The organism is Pseudomonas sp. EL_65y_Pfl1_R83 (assembly GCF_963970695.1).
Classification (GTDB): domain Bacteria; phylum Pseudomonadota; class Gammaproteobacteria; order Pseudomonadales; family Pseudomonadaceae; genus Aquipseudomonas; species Aquipseudomonas tritici.
On sequence record NZ_CAXAQI010000011.1, the window covers coordinates 17,236 to 35,125 of the forward strand.

Genomic DNA, 17,890 nt, shown 5'->3' on the forward strand with positions numbered 1-17,890 from the left:
ACCTCACTCGCCAGGAAGCTTGTTATGCGTCGCCTGTTATTCGCTTGCCTGTTCATGAGCTGTGCCCACGCCTTTGCCTTTGACCGCCTGCAAGTCGAGGGCTACACCTTGCCCAACGGCCTGCAATTGCTGCTCAAACCGGGCACCGAGCGCGGGCACGTGGCGATTCGCCTGGTGGTGGGCGTAGGGCTGGATGACTTCAGTTGCGAGGACAAAGAGCTGCCGCACTTGCTGGAGCACTTGCTGTTCAGCGGCATCGACGGCGGCGGCGAAGGTGACCTGGAAGACCGCATGCAGGCACTGGGCGGCGAGTGGAACGCCTACACCAGCAATGCCGACACCACCTTTGTGATCGAAGCGCCCGCGCAAAACCAGCGCAAGGTGCTCGACCTGCTGCTGGCGATCATCACCCGTACGGAACTGACTGACGCCAACATCAACGCCGCCAAACAAGTGGTCGAGCGCGAAGACGGCGGCCACTATTCACACCTGCAACGCCTGCTGGACCGCCAGGACCTGGGCCACACTGCCAGTAATCAACTGGCCGTCGAACTTGGCCTCAAGTGTGCTGAACGTGCGGAGGTCAATCACCTGACTCGCGACCAATTAGAGAAGCTGCGCAAAAACTGGTACGCGCCCAACAACATGACACTGATCATCGTCGGCGACCTCGACAAACTGCTACCGGCTTATCTGGAACGCACCTATGGCCAACTCGACCCGGTCGAGCCGACTGAACACCCCGCGCTGCCCGACATCCAGCACGCCGCCGCCAGCCATCGCGAATTGATTCACGGCTGGGTGGGCGACAGCGCCAAGCTGCACTGGCTGTTTCCCGAGCCGGTGCTGGACGACCAGCATGACGAAACCTACGACTTGCTCAAGGACTACCTCGACTGGGCGCTGTACCGCCAACTGCGCCTCAAGCACGGCTTGTCCTACGGCCCCTGGAGCGAGCGCGAAGTACTCGGCGGCGTAGGCTTCCTCAGCCTAAACGCCGACCTTGAGCGGGAAAACCTCCCAGAAGCCGAACAGGTACTCCAGGACCTCAAGGCGCAACTGCTCAAGGACGGCCTCGACCCTGCGGTATTCGCGCGCTTGCAACAAGCTGCCATCGCGCGCCAGGCGTGGGCCGTGCAAGGCAACAGCGCGTTGGCCGACTACTACTGGAGTGCATCTGGCGATTACAACAAAGGCCGCTTCAGCGACCCGGTCAAGCGCATCAAGGCGGTGAGCCTGGACCAGACCAACCAAGCCATGCGCCAAGTGCTCAAGCAGCCAGGCTACTGGCGCATCGAGAAACCGCTGCTGAGCTATGACGCACTCAGTTGGATCGGCGCCGGTATACTCGGGCTGATCGCCATTGTGTTGATTGGCGTGCGGGTTTATCGCAAACGGATCGCGTAATGAGGCACCGGACGACGGGCTAAGACGCTATTCTGTCTCGGATTTTTCCCTACAAAGACTGCGAACCGCCGAATGCTAAACCTGACCCGCATAATCACCCGCATCCTTGAGCTGATGAAGCGCTACCCAGGGGTGATTGCACTCGGCGGTTTTATCTCGGGTGTGTGCAGCTTCATCCTGGTGGATCGCCAGCAAGGCATGGCGAGTTGGATCGCCGTGATCATGCTGGTGAGCTGGCTGTGGCTGATGTTGGAAAACAGTTTTACCCAGCTGTTCACCAAAGTCTTCAAGCGCGAAATCCCCGAACCCCTGTTGCGTTACGCGACACAGATGATCCACCAGGAAAGTCTGTTTTTTGTGCTGCCGTTCTTTTTTATCACCACAGCATGGAACAGCGGCCAGTCGATTTTTACCGGCTTGCTCGGTGCGGCGGCACTGGTGTCGATTGTTGACCCGCTGTATTACAAATGGCTGGCGCCCAAACGTTCACTGTTCCTCGCGCTGCACACCTTCACCCTATTCGCCGCTCTGCTCACAGCACTGCCGATCATCCTGCACTTGACCACCGCCGAGAGTTACAAGCTGGCCCTCGGCGTCGCGATGGCGCTGTCGATTCCAAGCCTGGCGGTAAGCCTGCCGCTACGCAGCGTCAAAGGCTGGGCGATGCTGCTCGGGGTCACCGCTGCCATAGGCTGCGCCGGATGGTTCCTACGCAGCTGGGTACCGCCAGCCACGTTGTGGATGACTGAAGTCGCCATCAGTACCCAACTGCAAGACCGCACGCCAGGCGACGACCTCAAGGAAGTCAACGCCGCGCAGCTGCGAAGCAGCGGGCTGTACGCCTACACCGCGATCAACGCCCCACGCGGGCTGGATGAACGGATCTACCACGTGTGGAAGTTCAACGGTAAAGAGGTCGACCGCATCGCCTTGGATATCCATGGCGGACGCAAAGAGGGCTATCGCGCCTGGACCCATAAGCAGAATTTCCCAGGCGACTCGGTAGGCCGCTGGCAAGTGCAGGTTTTGACAGAAGACGGGCAGGTGATCGGCGTACTGCGTTTCAAAGTCACCGACACAGCACAAGCGGACAATCCAAAGTAGGACGTATCGTGCTATTACGTAGGAATTGTGGATAGCCAAACAAGCTCGGAGCTTATGACCACCCGTACGACCGCCGGCGCAGCCCACCTCGATACGTCCACCACCCCGCCACAGCTGAGGATTACGGGGGACTGGACGCTTGCCCACTATGCCAGCCTGAAGAAGCTGTCGGACAAGCTCGACGGCCAATACGATGCCGGCGCGCGCATCGACCTCAATGGCCTCGGCGCGCTGGATACTGCGGGCGCCTCGCTGCTGGTGGAGTTGCTGGGGCCGACCCGTATCGAGCAATCCGCCGAGCAGACCGATTGCAGCCTGTCAGCCGCCGACCGCGCGCTGCTGAAGACCGTCTACCGCTCCCTGAACGATTTTTGCGTGCCGCAGAAAGCACCGGAAGAAGCCACCGGCATCCAGCTGCTGGCGCGCATCGGCCGGGCGGTGGACACCGTCTGGCAGGACAGCAAAAAACTGCTGGGCTTTATCGGCCTGATCCTCGAAACCTTCGCTCGCGGTATTTTCCGCCCCAAGCGCTGGCGCATCACACCGATGGTCGCGCACATCGAACAAACCGGCCTCGACGCTGCGCCCATTGTGGCCTTGCTGACCTTTCTGGTCGGCGCCGTCGTAGCGTTCCTGGGCGCCACGGTGCTCAAGAGCTTTGGCGCGACGATTTTTACCGTGGACCTGGTGGCGTTCTCTTTCCTACGCGAGTTCGGCGTGTTGCTTACCGCCATCTTGATCGCCGGCCGCACAGCCAGTGCCTTTACCGCGCAAATCGGCTCAATGAAGGCCAATGAAGAAATCGACGCCATCCGCACGCTGGGCCTCGACCCGATGGAACTGTTGGTATTGCCGCGCGTGCTGGCGTTGCTGGTGTCATTGCCAATGCTGACCTTTCTGGCAATGCTCTCCGGGATTGTCGGTGGCGGCGTGGTCTGCGCCGTGGCGTTGGATATATCGCCGGCGATGTTTCTCTCGCTGCTGCAATCGGACATTGGTGTGCAGCATTTCCTGGTGGGCATGGTGAAAGCACCGATCTTCGCCTTCTTGATTGCCGCCATTGGTTGCCTGGAAGGCTTCAAGGTCAGTGGCAGTGCCGAATCGGTCGGCGCTCACACCACCTCCAGCGTGGTGCAATCGATTTTCGTGGTGATCGTGCTGGATGCGGTGGCTGCGCTTTTCTTCATGGAGATGGGCTGGTGAGTCGTCTGCACCGGGCGCCCAGTGAGGCGGTGATCGAAGTGCGCGGGCTGTGCAATCGCTTTGGCAGCCAGAGCGTGCACGAGAACCTCGACTTGGATTTGTATAAAGGCGAGATCCTCGCGGTCGTCGGCGGGTCCGGCAGCGGCAAGTCGGTGCTGTTGCGCAGCATTGTTGGCCTGCGCAGGCCCAGCGAAGGTGAAGTGCGGGTATTCGGTAAAAACCTGCCCAATCTCTCGGAACACGAACGCTCGCTGATGGAACGACGCTTCGGCGTGCTGTTCCAGAAGGGCGCACTGTTTTCCTCGCTGACCGTCACCGAAAACGTCGCGCTGCCACTGATTGAACACGCCGGCCTCAGCCGCCGCGACGCCGAGCACTTGGCTGCGGTCAAGCTGGCCCTGGCCGGGCTGCCGCTGTCGGCGGCCGACAAATACCCGGCCTCGTTGTCGGGCGGCATGATCAAGCGCGCGGCCCTGGCCCGTGCGCTGGCGCTGGACCCGGACATCCTGTTTCTCGACGAACCCACCGCCGGCCTCGACCCGATTGGCGCGGCGCAATTCGACCAACTGATCCTCACCCTGCGCGATGCATTGGGCCTAAGTGTGTTCCTGGTCACTCATGACCTGGATACGCTGTACACCATCACCGACCGCGTGGCGGTGCTGGCACAGAAGAACGTGCTGGTCGCCGGTGCCATCGACGTCGTCTCGGAAACGGACAACGTGTGGATTCACGAATATTTCCACGGCCCTCGGGGCCGCGCGGCATTGGATGCCGCTCAATCGCTTAACGAGGTATGACATGGAAACCCGAGCCCATCATGTGATGATCGGTCTGTTCAGCGTGATCGTGGTGGTCGGCGCGATGCTGTTCGGCCTGTGGCTGGCCAAGTCCAGCATCGACAGCGCGTTCCAGGATTACGAAGTGGTCTTCAACGAAGCCGTCAGCGGGCTTTCCCAGGGCAGTTCGGTGCAGTACAGCGGCATCAAAGTGGGTGACGTTATCAGCCTGCGCCTGGACCCCAAGGACCCGCGCCGCGTCCTCGCACGCATCCGCCTGGCCGGCCAGACGCCGATCAAGGAAGACACCCTGGCCAAACTGGCACTGACCGGTATTACGGGCACCTCGATCATCCAGCTCAGCGGCGGCACGCCCCAAAGCCCCGAACTCAAAGGCAAAGACGGCAACCTGCCGGAAATCATCGCTTCGCCTTCGCCCATCGCGCGCCTGCTCAATAACAGTAACGACTTGATGACCAGCATCAACCTGCTGCTGCACAACGCCAACGACATGTTCTCCGCGCAGAATGTCGAGCGCCTGAGCAACACATTGGACCACTTGGAAAAAACCACGGGGTCGATTGCCGACCAGCGTGGCGACATCAAGGTGGTGATGCAGCAACTGATGCAAGTGAGCAAGCAGGCCTCTGCCGCCCTGGAGCAAACCACGGTGCTGATGCGCAACGCCAACGGCTTGCTCAACGATCAAGGCAAACAAGCCTTTGGCAGCGCCGAGCAGGCCATGAAGTCTCTTGAACAGAGCACCGCCACCATCAACACCTTGCTGACAGACAACAAGAGTTCGGTAAACAGCGGCATGCAAGGCCTCAATGAACTGGCACCGGCCGTGCGCGAACTGCGCGAAACCCTCGGCTCACTGCGCGCCATCTCTCGCCGCTTGGAAGCCAACCCCAGCGGTTACCTGCTGGGCAGCGACAAAAACAAGGAGTTCACGCCATGAAGCGTGCTTACCAAATGATCGCCCCTGTGGCCCTGGCGCTCGTGAGCGCGTGCTCGATTTTGCCCAAGGCCGACCCTTCGGATGTGTATCGCCTGACCTCGGCCCAGACCACCACACAGGGCACCCCGGTAGCCTGGTCGCTGCGCGTGACCAAGCCGCAGACCAGCGAATTTCTCGACAGCCCGCGCATTGCCGTGGTGCCCAATGGCGACCTGATCAGCAGTTATGCGAACTCGCGCTGGAGCGATCCGACGCCGGTGCTGTTGCGTAATCGCCTGCTGGACGGGTTTCAGCGCGATGGGCGGGTAACGTTATTGAGCACCGACGAAACCAATCTGCAGGCCGACTATGAGCTGGGCGGGCAATTGCAGGCATTCCAGAGTGAGTACCGGGGCGGGGCGGTGGCGGTGGTGATACGTCTGGATGCTCGGCTGGTGCGGGGGAGCGATCAGCGGATAATTGCCAGTCGACGATTTGAGGTGAGGCAGCCGGTGAATGACACCAAAGTGCCGGCCGTGGTGGCTGGGTTTGGGCAGGCAGGGGATCAGTTGACTAAGCAGGTGGTGGATTGGGTGGTTGCGCAGGGCAATAGTGCACCGAAACGCTGAGGGCCTCTTCGCAGGCAAGCCAGCTCCCCATTTTGATGCGTGAATACAGTCAAATGTGAGAGCTGGCTTGCCTGCGAAAGGGGTTTAAGCCTCAGCCAAAGAACCAGTAGCACACCGCAATCGCCGCCACGACGCCGGCAAACTCCGCCAGCAACGCACATCCCACCGCATGCCGCGCCCGCTGGATCCCCACCGAACCAAAATAAACCGCCAACACGTAAAAGGTGGTCTCGGTACTGCCCTGAATCGCCGCCGCCACCAATGCCGGGAAGCTGTCTACGCCCTGGGTTTGCATAGTCTCGATCAGCATCGCCCGCGCGGCACTGCCGGAGAACGGCTTGACCATGGCAGTCGGCAAGGCATCCACAAACCGCGTATCCATGCCGGTCCAGGCCACGACGTGGCGAATACCTTCCAGACCAAACTCCAGCGCGCCGGATGCTCGCAGCACGCCGACGGCACACAGCATCGCCACCAGGTACGGCAGCAGATTCTTGGCCACATCGAAGCCTTCTTTGGCGCCTTCGACGAACGCCTCATATACCTTCACCTTGCGCAGCGCGCCGATCACTAGGAACAGCATGATCAGGCCGAACAGCGTGAGGTTGCCAAGGATCGACGACAAGCCAGCCAGTGCGGTGGCGGACAGCGTCGCCAGCAACGCCATGAAACCGCCCAGCACCAATGCACCCGGAATCAAATAGGCCAGCACCACCGGATCCCACAGACGCAGGCGCTGTATGATCGCCACCGACAACAGACCCACCAATGTAGACGCACTGGTCGCCAGCAGGATCGGCAAAAACACCAGCGTCGGGTCCGCAGCACCTTGCTGCGCGCGGTACATGAAGATGGTCACCGGCAACAGCGTCAGCGAAGACGCGTTGAGCACCAGGAACAGGATCTGCGCGTTACTCGCCGTGTTGGGGATGGGGTTGAGTTCCTGCAATGCCTTCATCGCTTTCAAGCCGATGGGCGTTGCCGCGTTATCCAGGCCCAGGCCGTTGGCTGCAAAATTGAGGGTGATCAAGCCAATGGCGGGGTGGCCGGCGGGCACTTCAGGCATCAGGCGGCGAAACAATGGGCCCAGCGCCTTGGCCAGCCACTCGACGATCCCGGCTTTTTCGGCGATGCGCAAAAAGCCCAGCCACAGCGTCAGGGTGCCGAACAGCAGCACCATCACTTCCACCGACAGTTTGGCCATGGCGAAAATGCTTTCGACCATTGCCGCAAAAATCCCGGCATTACCGCCAATCAGCCATTGCGCCAGTGCTGACACCATTGCCACGACAAAGAAGCCAAGCCACAGGCCATTGAGCATCAGTTGAACCCCCCAAAGAATGGGGCGAATGATAACGGGGCTGGCAGAAACGACAAACCCCGGAATTTTCCGGGGTTTGTTTCAGAGCCGTCGTGCTATCAGCTGCGCGTGGCTTGGCCGACCGGCAGCGCTTGCTTGCTGCGCCAGTGCGGCAGGGAGTTCCAGTAACGCTCGCCCTTGGCATCGTCGTACATGCCTTCCCAACGGGAGATGACCAGCACGGCCAGGGCGTTGCCGATCACGTTGAGCGCAGTACGCGCCATGTCCATGATGCGGTCGACGCCGGCGATGAACGCCAGGCCTTCCAGCGGAATACCCACGCTGCCCAGGGTAGCCAGCAGTACCACGAAGGACACGCCCGGTACGCCGGCGATACCTTTGGAAGTGACCATCAGGGTCAGCACCAGCATCAGCTGCTGGCCGATCGACAGGTCGATGCCGTACAACTGGGCAATGAAGATCGCCGCGATGCTCTGGTACAGGGTCGAACCGTCGAGGTTGAACGAGTAACCCGTCGGCACCACAAAGCTGCAAATAGCCTTCGGCGCGCCGTAGGCTTCCATCTTCTCGATCACGCGCGGCAGCACGGTTTCGGAGCTGGCGGTGGAGTAGGCCAGTACCAGCTCATCCTTGAAGATGCGCATCAGCTTGACCACCGAGAAGCCGAACAGGCGGGCGATCAGGCCAAGGATCACGAAAGCGAAGAACAAGATGGCGACGTAAACCAGAATCACCAGCTTGGCCAGCGGCAGCAAGGAGGCGAAGCCAAAGTTGGCCACGGTCACGGCGATCAGTGCGAATACGCCGATCGGGGCGTACTTCATGATCATGTGGGTAACTTTGAACATGCTCTCGGACACGCCCTGGAACAGGGTCACCAGCGGCTCACGCAGCTCAGGCTTGAGGCTCGACAAGCCCAGGCCGAACAGCACGGAGAAGAAGATGATCGGCAACATTTCGCCACGGGCCACGGCGGCGAAGATGTTCGATGGGATCAGGTTGAGGATGGTCTCGATGAACGCATGCTCATGCTGCACTTCGGCGGCAGTCGCCTGGTACTTGGAGATATCCACGGTACCCAGGGTACTCATGTCGATGCCAGCACCCGGGTGGAACAGGTTGGCCAGCAGCAGGCCAACCACGATGGCGATGGTGGTGACGACTTCGAAGTAAAGGATGGTTTTGACGCCGATACGCCCGAGTTTTTTCGCGTCACCGACACCGGCAATGCCGACGATCAGCGAGGAGATCACAATCGGGATCACGATCATCTTGATCAGACGGATAAAGATATCGCCCGCTGGCTGCAACACATTGCTGATCCACCAGGCCTTTTCAGCGCTGAAATGGTTGAGCACAGCACCGATTGCGATCCCCAGCACCAAACCGATGAGGATCTGCCAGGCGAGGCTTAGCTTTGCCTTCTTCATGTCATTACCCTTACTTCAAGTGAACTTAAGGCAAACGCGCCAGCTGCAACGCCCGAGGGCGAAAAAGTGTGTGCATCTGCCTCCATGGAAGGTCACCGCAGCGTGGCCGAAATGGCTTACTGGCAGGCGAAAAAAGGCGCAACTATTCCCATGCAAGGGAGCGACGTCTAATGCCGTAAACGCCTACCCTATGCCGAATCGGCATGGCCTTTTTTCATAATAACTGTCCGAACGGTCAGTTCAAATGTGACATTTTGTCCGACAAACATGCCGTGAACCTGCCAAACCCGGCTCGCGCAGAGATTCAGCACGTGTCGCGAGCATTGCTATAAATACTTGGGAATTCCGCTGTTTAATGTCAGAAATGGCCTAAATGCCCAGACCAATTTTCTCGATAGATGGTCGAGCAGACACACTAAGAAATGGTTGGGATCGAGCAGAACGGAAATTTGCGACTATGGGAGGTATACAGGTATATGGAGAGGGACAAAGAGGCAAAGCGTTTCGTCATAAGCGCGCCGCAAGTTCAGCAAGCCATAAGCTTGTGAACCTGCGTCGCAGCCTTTCTCCTGACCCGGCCCTTTCGCAGGCACTCCCTGTACCCGTAGGTCACGCCGATCGCGATTGATCAGCACAACCCGGACCCTTGGTCATGCACAGCACTTGGCGTGCTGTGCAGACAGAAAGAAGCGAGGGGCTTCTTTCAGTGGACGCCAGCTCCGCAGACGACATCGCGTCAGGCGGAACCTAGTACCAATTCGGATCTTTCTTCAGTTGCTCCATCAGGAGCTTCTGCATACCTTCGTCCGGCTTGCCGATAAAACGGTAGTCGGCATGCCGCGTGGGCGATTTGTCCGCCGGCAGGCCGGCCGGGACCTCAACCAACATGGCGTAGGCATCTTCCTTGTCGAAGCTGAAGGCAACGATCAAGCGCTTGTTCAGGCACGTGTCAGCGGTTTCGCAGAGCGGCCCAACCAAATACTTATCACCGTCTTCTTCCACGGCATTCATTTGCTCGGCCGTGCCCGACAGGTTCAATACCCATTCTGGTAGACGCTCTTCTTTCTTCACCACGCCTTGCCAGCTTTCACGGTATTGCGGGTCCGAGCTGAGCAATTCGTTGGCTCGGGATTGGCCGTCATTGGCGGCCATCACCAAGCCGCTACCGCCCAGAAGCAGGGCGGCAGTAATGGCTTTGAAGGACAGAGTGGTCATTTTCAGCCTCGGCCGCGACGACCAAAGAAGAAAGAAACGATGAACATCACCAGGAAGACCACAAACAGGATTTTTGCGATACCCGTGGCGGTGCCCGCGATGCCACCGAAGCCCAAGACTGCAGCCACAATGGCGATGATCAGAAATGTGATTGCCCAACTCAACATGGTGATTCTCCTTATCGTTCTTTAAGAGGTAACAGCTGTGGTGCCGCACAGCCACTCAACACGAGTAGCCGTTGTGTTGCCTAGAACACCCAACGCTCTTGGGATGGCAGTTCACTCAGGGAAGACGCCTGGTCAACCATCCGCAATTGCGGGGCTGTTGCGCTGGGAGCAACGCTGCCAACGGAACGGAAATGGGTCTGGGTCATGGCCGGACGCTCAAACTGAGGAACCTGCTGCTGACTCTGCTGCCAATGTTGCAACTGCTGAACACCAATCAACGTGACAATCAGCGCCAAGCTGGCAAACAGCCCTTGCTGCAAGCGCAGTGGCGATACACGCAATTGACTAAGGCTTTGGCGAGTCATGCTGCTGTTCTCCCACATTTTGATTATTCGTGAGAGGGATATTGCAGAGCGCATGCCAGTTTTTTTACAAAATAAATATCAACAAAATCAATAGCTTATCTATTAATAGATCACCATAAACCCAGCATCCTGCACGATCGCCCACTTGGCGCCGTGCGAAATGCACGACGGCCAGCGGTCGGATCAAGGGATAGAAAGCGTAAGGTGTGTTGCCCAAGCGGCACGAGGGTATGGAAACGCCATCAGACGGGGCTTTGTAGACAGGGCTGCAGATACCTGCACGACGTCGCCATTTATCGATCAGAATAAACCATGCAACTTGCCCGATTATTCCGGGACTAAACACCATCATTCATACTTTTAGGGAGCGCGGGACAGATGGAATCAGCCAAGGAACTTCAAGGCCGCATTCTTTTAGTGGATGACGAATCCGCGATCCTCCGCACCTTCCGCTATTGCCTGGAAGATGAAGGCTACACAGTGGCTACCGCGAACAGCGCTGCCCAGGCCGATACCTTGATGCAGCGCCAGGTGTTCGACCTGTGCTTCCTGGATTTGCGCCTGGGCGAAGACAATGGCCTGGATGTACTGGCCCAGATGCGGATCCAGGCGCCCTGGATGCGCGTGGTGATTGTGACCGCCCATTCGGCGGTCGACACCGCTGTTGATGCGATCCAGGCTGGCGCCGCCGACTACTTGGTGAAGCCTTGCAGCCCCGACCAACTGCGCCTCGCCACCGCCAAGCAACTGGAAGTGCGTCAACTCTCTGCGCGCCTCGAGGCCCTCGAAGGCGAAGTGCGCCAACCGAAAGATGGCCTCGACTCCCACAGCCCGTCGATGATGGTTGTACTGGAAACCGCACGCCAGGTGGCCGGGACAGATGCCAACATCTTGATCCTGGGTGAATCCGGTACCGGTAAAGGTGAGCTGGCGCGAGCCATTCACGGCTGGAGCAAGCGCTCAAAGAAATCCTGTGTGACCATTAACTGCCCATCGCTGACCGCAGAGCTGATGGAAAGTGAGTTGTTCGGTCATAGCCGTGGGGCCTTTACCGGTGCCAGTGAAAGCACCTTGGGCCGCGTCAACCAAGCAGATGGCGGCACACTGTTTCTCGACGAGATCGGCGACTTTCCACTCACCTTGCAACCTAAATTGCTACGATTCATCCAAGACAAGGAATACGAGCGTGTGGGCGACCCGGTCACCCGTCGTGCCGATGTACGTATCCTCGCGGCCACCAACCTGAATCTGGAAGACATGGTGCGCGACGGCCGCTTCCGAGAGGACTTGCTCTATCGCCTCAACGTGATCACCTTGCACCTGCCGCCGCTACGCGAGCGAAGTGAAGACATCCTGACCCTGGCCGACCGTTTCCTGGCGCGCTTCGTCAAGGAATACGCCCGACCTGCACGCGGCTTCAGCGATGAAGCGCGCGAAGCGCTGCTCAACTATCGCTGGCCGGGGAATATCCGTGAGCTGCGCAACGTAGTGGAACGCGCCAGCATCATTTGTCCCCAGGATAAGGTCGAAATCAGCCACCTCGGGATGTCTGAGCAGCCGACCAACAATGCGCCGCGTATCGGTGCGGCGCTGAGCCTCGACGAGTTGGAGAAGGCACACATCGGCGCCGTCCTCGCTACCAGCGACACCCTGGACCAGGCGGCTCGCACCCTGGGTATCGACGCGTCGACCCTGTACCGCAAACGTAAACAGTACAACCTGTGAGCTGTACCCTATGAAGTTAGCGATGAAACTGCGCACTCGGTTATTCCTGAGCATCTCCGCGCTGATCACCGTTGCCCTGCTAGGTTTGATCCTGGGCTTGGTCAGCGTCATGCAAATGGCCAAGACCCAGGAGTCTTCAATTCGCAGCAACTTCGTTACCCTCGACTTGGGGCTCAAGCTGCGTCAGAGCCTGGGCGACCAGTTGATGATGATGCTGGAGGCGCGCCCTAATCCGGAAGCCCTGGAAGCCTCGAAAGGACGCTACTTTGATTTGCTGGATCAGGGGATTGCCCATGAGCGGCAAGCTCACACCGGAAGCGGCTTCAGCGAGGCCATGACGGACTACTTGAGTTTCCTCAAGGCTTTCGATGAGTCTCAGCAGGCTTCGCCGCCGCCGGGCAGCAAGGAAAAACTCCACGAAACCTTCAACGTGCTGCGTAACGGCCTGATCGCCGAACACAAGCACGCCCTGGAAAGCATCAGCGCCAGCGAACAAAAGTCCCGCGCGCGCGCCTTGCTGATTGCCGGCGTTCTGGGATTGGTGGGGCTCGCGGTGCTGATCATCGGATTCATTACGGCTCATGGCATTGCCCGGCGTTTTGGCGGGCCGATCGAAGCCCTGGCCAAGGCGGCGGACAAGATCGGGCAGGGCGATTTCGAGGTGACGCTGCCCATCTCCTCTGCCGCGGAAATGAACCTGTTGACCCGGCGCTTCGGCATCATGGCCGAAGCGTTGCGCCAGCATCAGGCGACCAATGTCGATGAACTGCTGGCGGGCCAGCAGCGCCTGCAAGCGGTGCTCGACAGCATCGACGATGGCTTGCTGATGATCGACCGCCAAGGCCGCCTGGAGCATCTCAACCCTGTCGCCCAGCGGCAATTAGGTTGGGACGAGGAACGCCTCGGCCAGGGCCTGGGCGAGGCGTTGGTGCGTCCGGAACTGGACGAGCAACTGCAACTGGTACTGCGAGGCGGCAACCTGGAGCGGGCGCCGGACGATCTGGAAGTGGAAGTCGAAGGCGAACTGCGCCTGCTGACCTACAGCTTGACCCCCGTGAGCCATACCGAGGGGCATATCCTCGGCGCGGTGATGGTGCTGCATGACGTCACCGAACAACGGGCATTCGAGCGGGTGCGCAGCGAGTTCGTACTACGCGCCTCCCATGAACTGCGTACGCCGGTGACCGGCATGCACATGGCATTCGGACTGTTCCGCGAACGCGCGAAGTTTCCCGCAGAGTCCCGTGAAGCGGACCTGCTGGACACGGTTAATGAAGAGATGCAGCGCCTGATGCAGTTGATCAACGACCTGCTCAATTTCTCGCGGTACCAGAACGGCCTGCAGAAACTCACGCTGGGGCAGTGCGATGTGACTGACCTGCTGGAACACGCCCGGGCGCGCTTCGTCGAGCCAGCCAACGCGCAAAACGTCGAACTGCTGGTAGAAACTCAATCCGACCTGCCCAGATTGTATGCAGACCAGGCACAACTGGAGCGGGTGCTCGATAACCTGCTGGGTAACGCCCTGCGCCATACAGCCACTGGCGGGCAGATTCGCCTGCAGGCGCGCCGCCATGGTGAGCGGGTGATTGTCAGCGTCGAAGATAACGGCGAAGGCATCGCTTACGGGCAACAGGGGCGGATCTTCGAGCCCTTCGTCCAGGTAGGCCGCAAGAAAGGCGGCGCCGGCCTGGGGCTGGCGCTGTGCAAGGAGATCGTGCAATTGCACGGCGGCCGCATGGGCGTGTATTCGCGGCCGGGGCAAGGCACTCAGTTCTATATGGCGTTACCGCTTTAACGGTGGTTCAACGCTCGCAGGATCGCTGCACTCTCCGCATCTGGCGCGCCGTCAAAAAGCGATGGCCGGAAATGCATCTGGAACGCCGCGATCACATGACGCGTGGCCACATCCAGCTCTCCGGTCTGGGGTGTCTGGTAGCCCAGACGCGCCAACTCTTCCTGAAACCAGGTAATGCTCGGCAGCTCGGTGGCGTATTGCACCTGGTAGCGCGCGAAAGCCTGGGCATCCGGCCATACGCCCAGCCCTTCAGCAGCCAGGCGCTTCCAAGGGAATAGCGGGCCCGGGTCCAACTTGCGCAGCGGTGCGATATCGCTGTGACCAATAATGTTTTTGGGGTCGATGCCGTTGCGCTTACTGATGTCTTTGAGCAAGACCACCAGGGATTGCACCTGCGCCTCAGAGTACGGGTACCAGAGTCGGCCAGTCGGCGTGTCCTTGTAGCCAGGGTTCACGATCTCGATACCGATGGAGCTGGAGTTAAGCCAGGTGCGCCCCATCCACTCGCTTTCCCCGGCATGCCAGGCGCGCTGGCTCTCATCAACCAGCTTGTAAATGGTGGCGGAGGCATCGTCGCCGATCAGGTAATGGCTGCTGACCTGGCCGTGGGTGAGCAATGCCAGGGAGCGTTCAAGGTTGGTGGAGGTGTAATGGACGACCACGAACTGCACGCGGTTGTCGTGATTCACCGAGGGGTGGTTGGTGTCCAGGCGAGGGCCGCTGGCGCAGCCCGCAAGCAGAAGGAACACAAAAGCAAAGTACAAGGATTTCATGACGGAAGACGTTACACTGAAGACGATAATGCAACAGTGTAACGTACCGATTGTGGCCTGGCGGTCAAATTACAAAATGGAACATTTTTTAGGCTGCCTGCACCTGATTCCGTCCCGCTGCCTTTGCCCGATATAGCGCCGCATCGGCGCGCTTGAGCGCCAGGTCACTGCGCTCTACCGGCTGGAACTGCGCCACGCCCATGGACACCGTGATCGTCACCGGCTCGCCCTTGAAGTGAAACGGGCACGCCTCAATCGCTGCGCGCAACACCTCGCCCGCCGCCAGGGCATCCTTCAAGGATGAGTCAGGCATCAGCAAGACAAACTCTTCACCGCCAAAGCGCGCGATAAAGTCAGTCGGTCGCAGGCGTTTGCGCAGCACAGTGGCGATGATTTTCAGCACCCTGTCGCCAGCCAGGTGGCCGTAGCCATCGTTGATGCGCTTGAAGTGATCCAGGTCCAGCATCGCCAGCGACAGGTTGTTGCCGCGCTGGTGCCAAGTGTTGACCTCCTGATCCAGGCGCTCACTCCACGCTGCGCGATTGGGCAAGCCGGTGAGCGGATCGATCAGGGCCTTCTGGCGTTGAACCTCCAGGTGCTCGCGATAGCCTTGGGCTTCCTGCTCCATATTGGCAACCCGCTCGGCCAGGCCCTTCAGACGTGCAGCCGTTTCCTGCTCACGTTGATCGCGCTGCTGCTGGTGCTCATCCATGGTGCCCAGCAGGCCTTCGAGATGGCTTTCCAATACGTGCTTGAGGCTGTCCAGGTCGGCGGCTTCCTGCACGCTGCTTTGCAGGCCGTCGACCTGTTCGCGGATCTGCGTGTCCAGCTCCCGGGCGGCGGAACGGCTATCGGCGTGGCCGTCGCTGGCGACCTGCAAATGCCCCTGGAACGCTTCGAGGCGCTCGTTGAGCTGCTTGAGGTAAGCCTCGAACTCATGCTGGCCGCTGTCGGTGATCGCCAGCATCAAGACTGCCAGGTCGTCGAGGATAGGCAGCAGTTCGTACCAGTTCAGGCCGTGGGCCAGACGCTCACGCATGGCTTCGGCCTGGGGCCGATGGCGCTCGGGCAATGCCAGCTCTTCCAGCAGGCCGAGCAGGGTGTCTTCGATGTGCTTGGCCACGAAGCTGTAGGACGGCTCCGGCGAGTCGGGTAAGGAATACGCGCCATCCGCTTGCAGCTCGTCGGGGTTGGACTCTTCGACCTCCAGCACAGGCGGGAGCGACAGGCTGCCGATGGCAGTCTTATCCGGGGTTTCGACCTGAAGTTCGGGTGTTTCGATGAAGGCGGCAAGGGCGCTTTCCGGTGCCAGCTGTTCTGCCTGAAGTTCGACCTCGGGCTCCACACGCGCCAAGGGCGCTGCGAGCGCTTCAACAGGAGCGGCTTGAGCGGCGGCCTCGTAGACGAACGCTTCACTGGAGGCCTCGGCAACCTTTGCCGGTGCATCCGATTCAACTGCAAGGACAGCCGGCTCTTGAGGCTGTGGCGCAAAGGCGCGCAAGGCTTGCGTCAGCTCCTCGGACTGCTCGGGCTGCTGAGGCTCGGCGACGGGCTTGGCCACAGGGGGTTGCGATGCCGGGATGGGGACCGGTTCGTTTGCTAGCGCCTCGTTCGCGAAATCCTTGGAACCAAACAGACGCTGCAAGAGCCCAGGCCCTGCGCGCGTGGTTTCGCCGCCGGGCTCCAGGTTATTCAGCGCCTGGCTTTGCAGGCCACTCAACTCGCTCAGCAACAACGGGATCTCACGTGCCTGGCCGACGCGTCCGTCCAACTGCTTGGCAAACGCCTTCAGCGGCCGGATGACCTCACGGGGCAACGGCAGCTTTTGCAGTTGCGTGACCAAGGAGGTCAGCGCAGTGCTGATCTGATCGACCCGGGTTTCGCGGCGCTGCTCTGACTCAAGAACGGCCTTTTCCAGGCGCGGCAGCAACGCGGCGAGGGCGGCGTCCATGTCATCCGTGCGGACAACGTCGCGCATTTCCTTCATGCATTGGTCAACCGCGCGATCGGTGCCCTCAGCCGCCAACGTACTGCGTACGAGCCCACGCCGCATCAGGTCAAGGCGGGCAGCCCAGCGACGTTCGAGCTTTTCCTGTTGCTCAATGCTTTTAAGGTACTTCTCTTTCCAGCGCTGGGCGTCGTCGCTCATGCAAGGGGTCCGCGAGGGCCGGGACTCAGCGCGGGGAATGCATCGGCCGTGAGCGAACCCGGCAGACGAATCTCTACCGCGACCGGCAGGTGATCGGAGATGGGCTGCGCCAGCACCTGCACACTCTCGAGTGTGAGGGTCGGGCTTAGCAGGATATGGTCAAGACAGCGTTGCGGGCGCCAGCTGGGAAACGTAGCTTCGGCTTGCGGTGCCAGTAGGCCAAGGTCGCGCAACGGGGAATTCAGCAGCAGGTCGCTGGCATGGGTGTTCATGTCCCCCATCAGCACCTGGTGTTTGTAATTGCCAATCAGCTCTCGGATGTAGGCCAATTGCAGGGTCCGGGTGCGTGCACCCAGCGCCAAGTGCATCATCACCACGACCAAAGCCTCTGGCCCCTCGCCAAAACGCACAAGGATAGCGCCGCGGCCCTTGGGGCCTGGCAGCGGGTGGTCTTCGATGGCAGAAGGCTTCAAGCGGCTGAGCACACCATTGCTGTGCTGCGCCAGACGCCCGAGGTTGCGATTAAGCTGCTGGTACCAATAAGGGAAGGCACCCAGCTGGGCCAAGTGCTCCACCTGATTGATATAGCCGGAGCGCATGCTGCCGCCATCGGCTTCCTGCAGGGCAACTAGGTCGAAGTCATTCAACAGGTTGCCGATCTTTTGCAGGTTGCCGGCGCGCCCATTGTGGGGCAACAGGTGTTGCCAGCCACGGGTGAGGTAATGCCGATACTTCTCGGTACTGATGCCCACCTGGATATTGAAGCTCAGCAGCCGCAGACGACTGTCCGGCAGCAAACCTGTGGTTTCCAGGTGATGTTCGTTGACCTGCGGATCATGCAGGCCAACCACACGTTCGGTACCCCAGCGGCGCATGACAGGCCCC

The 17,890-nt window shown here is 60.0% G+C and carries 16 protein-coding genes; 8 read left to right on the top strand and 8 right to left on the bottom strand.

The window, feature by feature from the left end:
* Positions 1-24 precede the first annotated feature (24 nt).
* From AACY08_RS16760 to AACY08_RS16785, 6 genes are all read left to right on the top strand, one after another.
* The gene (locus AACY08_RS16760; protein ID WP_339470460.1) at positions 25-1,407 is read left to right on the top strand and encodes a M16 family metallopeptidase; all 1,383 of its coding nucleotides are present in this window, start codon (positions 25-27) and stop codon (positions 1,405-1,407) included.
* Between the two features lie 72 nt (positions 1,408-1,479).
* Positions 1,480-2,511, top strand: coding sequence for a DUF5924 family protein (locus AACY08_RS16765; RefSeq protein ID WP_339470461.1), 1,032 nt, complete (start codon positions 1,480-1,482; stop codon positions 2,509-2,511).
* A 54-nt stretch (positions 2,512-2,565) separates the two neighbouring features.
* Positions 2,566-3,714, top strand: a complete 1,149-nt coding sequence (locus tag AACY08_RS16770; protein WP_339419155.1) for an ABC transporter permease — start codon at positions 2,566-2,568, stop codon at positions 3,712-3,714.
* The gene (locus tag AACY08_RS16775) at positions 3,711-4,514 is read left to right on the top strand and encodes an ABC transporter ATP-binding protein (RefSeq protein ID WP_445261452.1); all 804 of its coding nucleotides are present in this window, start codon (positions 3,711-3,713) and stop codon (positions 4,512-4,514) included. Before AACY08_RS16770 ends, AACY08_RS16775 begins: the two co-directional genes overlap by 4 nt.
* A gap of 1 nt (position 4,515) precedes the next feature.
* Entirely contained in the window at positions 4,516-5,454 is a 939-nt protein-coding gene (locus AACY08_RS16780; protein WP_339419157.1) for an MlaD family protein, read from the top strand.
* Complete coding sequence (locus AACY08_RS16785) at positions 5,451-6,062, top strand: ABC-type transport auxiliary lipoprotein family protein (RefSeq protein ID WP_339470462.1); 612 nt, start codon at positions 5,451-5,453, stop codon at positions 6,060-6,062. Before AACY08_RS16780 ends, AACY08_RS16785 begins: the two co-directional genes overlap by 4 nt.
* 91 nt (positions 6,063-6,153) lie before the next feature.
* Here AACY08_RS16785 and AACY08_RS16790 read toward each other — a convergent pair whose 3' ends face one another.
* From AACY08_RS16790 to AACY08_RS16810, 5 genes are all read right to left on the bottom strand, one after another.
* The gene (locus tag AACY08_RS16790) at positions 6,154-7,383 is read right to left on the bottom strand and encodes a nucleoside recognition domain-containing protein (protein WP_339438463.1); all 1,230 of its coding nucleotides are present in this window, start codon (positions 7,381-7,383) and stop codon (positions 6,154-6,156) included.
* A gap of 98 nt (positions 7,384-7,481) precedes the next feature.
* Positions 7,482-8,813, bottom strand: coding sequence for a glutamate/aspartate:proton symporter GltP (gene gltP / locus AACY08_RS16795; RefSeq protein ID WP_339470463.1), 1,332 nt, complete (start codon positions 8,811-8,813; stop codon positions 7,482-7,484).
* Positions 8,814-9,560: 747 nt separating this feature from the next.
* The gene (locus tag AACY08_RS16800; RefSeq protein ID WP_339470464.1) at positions 9,561-10,028 is read right to left on the bottom strand and encodes an inhibitor of vertebrate lysozyme family protein; all 468 of its coding nucleotides are present in this window, start codon (positions 10,026-10,028) and stop codon (positions 9,561-9,563) included.
* A gap of 2 nt (positions 10,029-10,030) precedes the next feature.
* The gene (locus AACY08_RS16805; RefSeq protein WP_084378456.1) at positions 10,031-10,195 is read right to left on the bottom strand and encodes a DUF1328 domain-containing protein; all 165 of its coding nucleotides are present in this window, start codon (positions 10,193-10,195) and stop codon (positions 10,031-10,033) included.
* 80 nt (positions 10,196-10,275) lie between these two features.
* On the bottom strand, positions 10,276-10,560 hold the full coding sequence (locus tag AACY08_RS16810) for a hypothetical protein (protein ID WP_339419167.1): 285 nt from the start codon (positions 10,558-10,560) through the stop codon (positions 10,276-10,278).
* A 378-nt stretch (positions 10,561-10,938) separates the two neighbouring features.
* Between AACY08_RS16810 and algB the strand changes: the two genes are divergently transcribed.
* Together algB and AACY08_RS16820 are read left to right on the top strand one after the other, a co-directional pair.
* Complete coding sequence (gene algB, locus AACY08_RS16815; RefSeq protein WP_339419169.1) at positions 10,939-12,285, top strand: sigma-54-dependent response regulator transcription factor AlgB; 1,347 nt, start codon at positions 10,939-10,941, stop codon at positions 12,283-12,285.
* A 10-nt stretch (positions 12,286-12,295) separates the two neighbouring features.
* The gene (locus AACY08_RS16820; RefSeq protein ID WP_339470465.1) at positions 12,296-14,083 is read left to right on the top strand and encodes an ATP-binding protein; all 1,788 of its coding nucleotides are present in this window, start codon (positions 12,296-12,298) and stop codon (positions 14,081-14,083) included.
* Here the strand turns inward: AACY08_RS16820 and AACY08_RS16825 are convergent.
* The 3 genes from AACY08_RS16825 to AACY08_RS16835 all read right to left on the bottom strand — a co-directional run bounded on the left by AACY08_RS16825 (position 14,080) and on the right by AACY08_RS16835 (position 17,880).
* Positions 14,080-14,856, bottom strand: coding sequence for an N-acetylmuramoyl-L-alanine amidase (locus tag AACY08_RS16825; RefSeq protein WP_339470466.1), 777 nt, complete (start codon positions 14,854-14,856; stop codon positions 14,080-14,082). The genes AACY08_RS16820 and AACY08_RS16825 overlap by 4 nt on opposite strands.
* An 88-nt stretch (positions 14,857-14,944) precedes the next feature.
* Entirely contained in the window at positions 14,945-17,005 is a 2,061-nt protein-coding gene (locus AACY08_RS16830) for a GGDEF domain-containing protein (protein WP_339470468.1), read from the bottom strand.
* Positions 17,002-17,880, bottom strand: a complete 879-nt coding sequence (locus AACY08_RS16835) for an endonuclease/exonuclease/phosphatase family protein (RefSeq protein WP_339470470.1) — start codon at positions 17,878-17,880, stop codon at positions 17,002-17,004. The genes AACY08_RS16830 and AACY08_RS16835 overlap by 4 nt, the downstream gene beginning before the upstream one ends.
* Positions 17,881-17,890 lie beyond the last annotated feature (10 nt).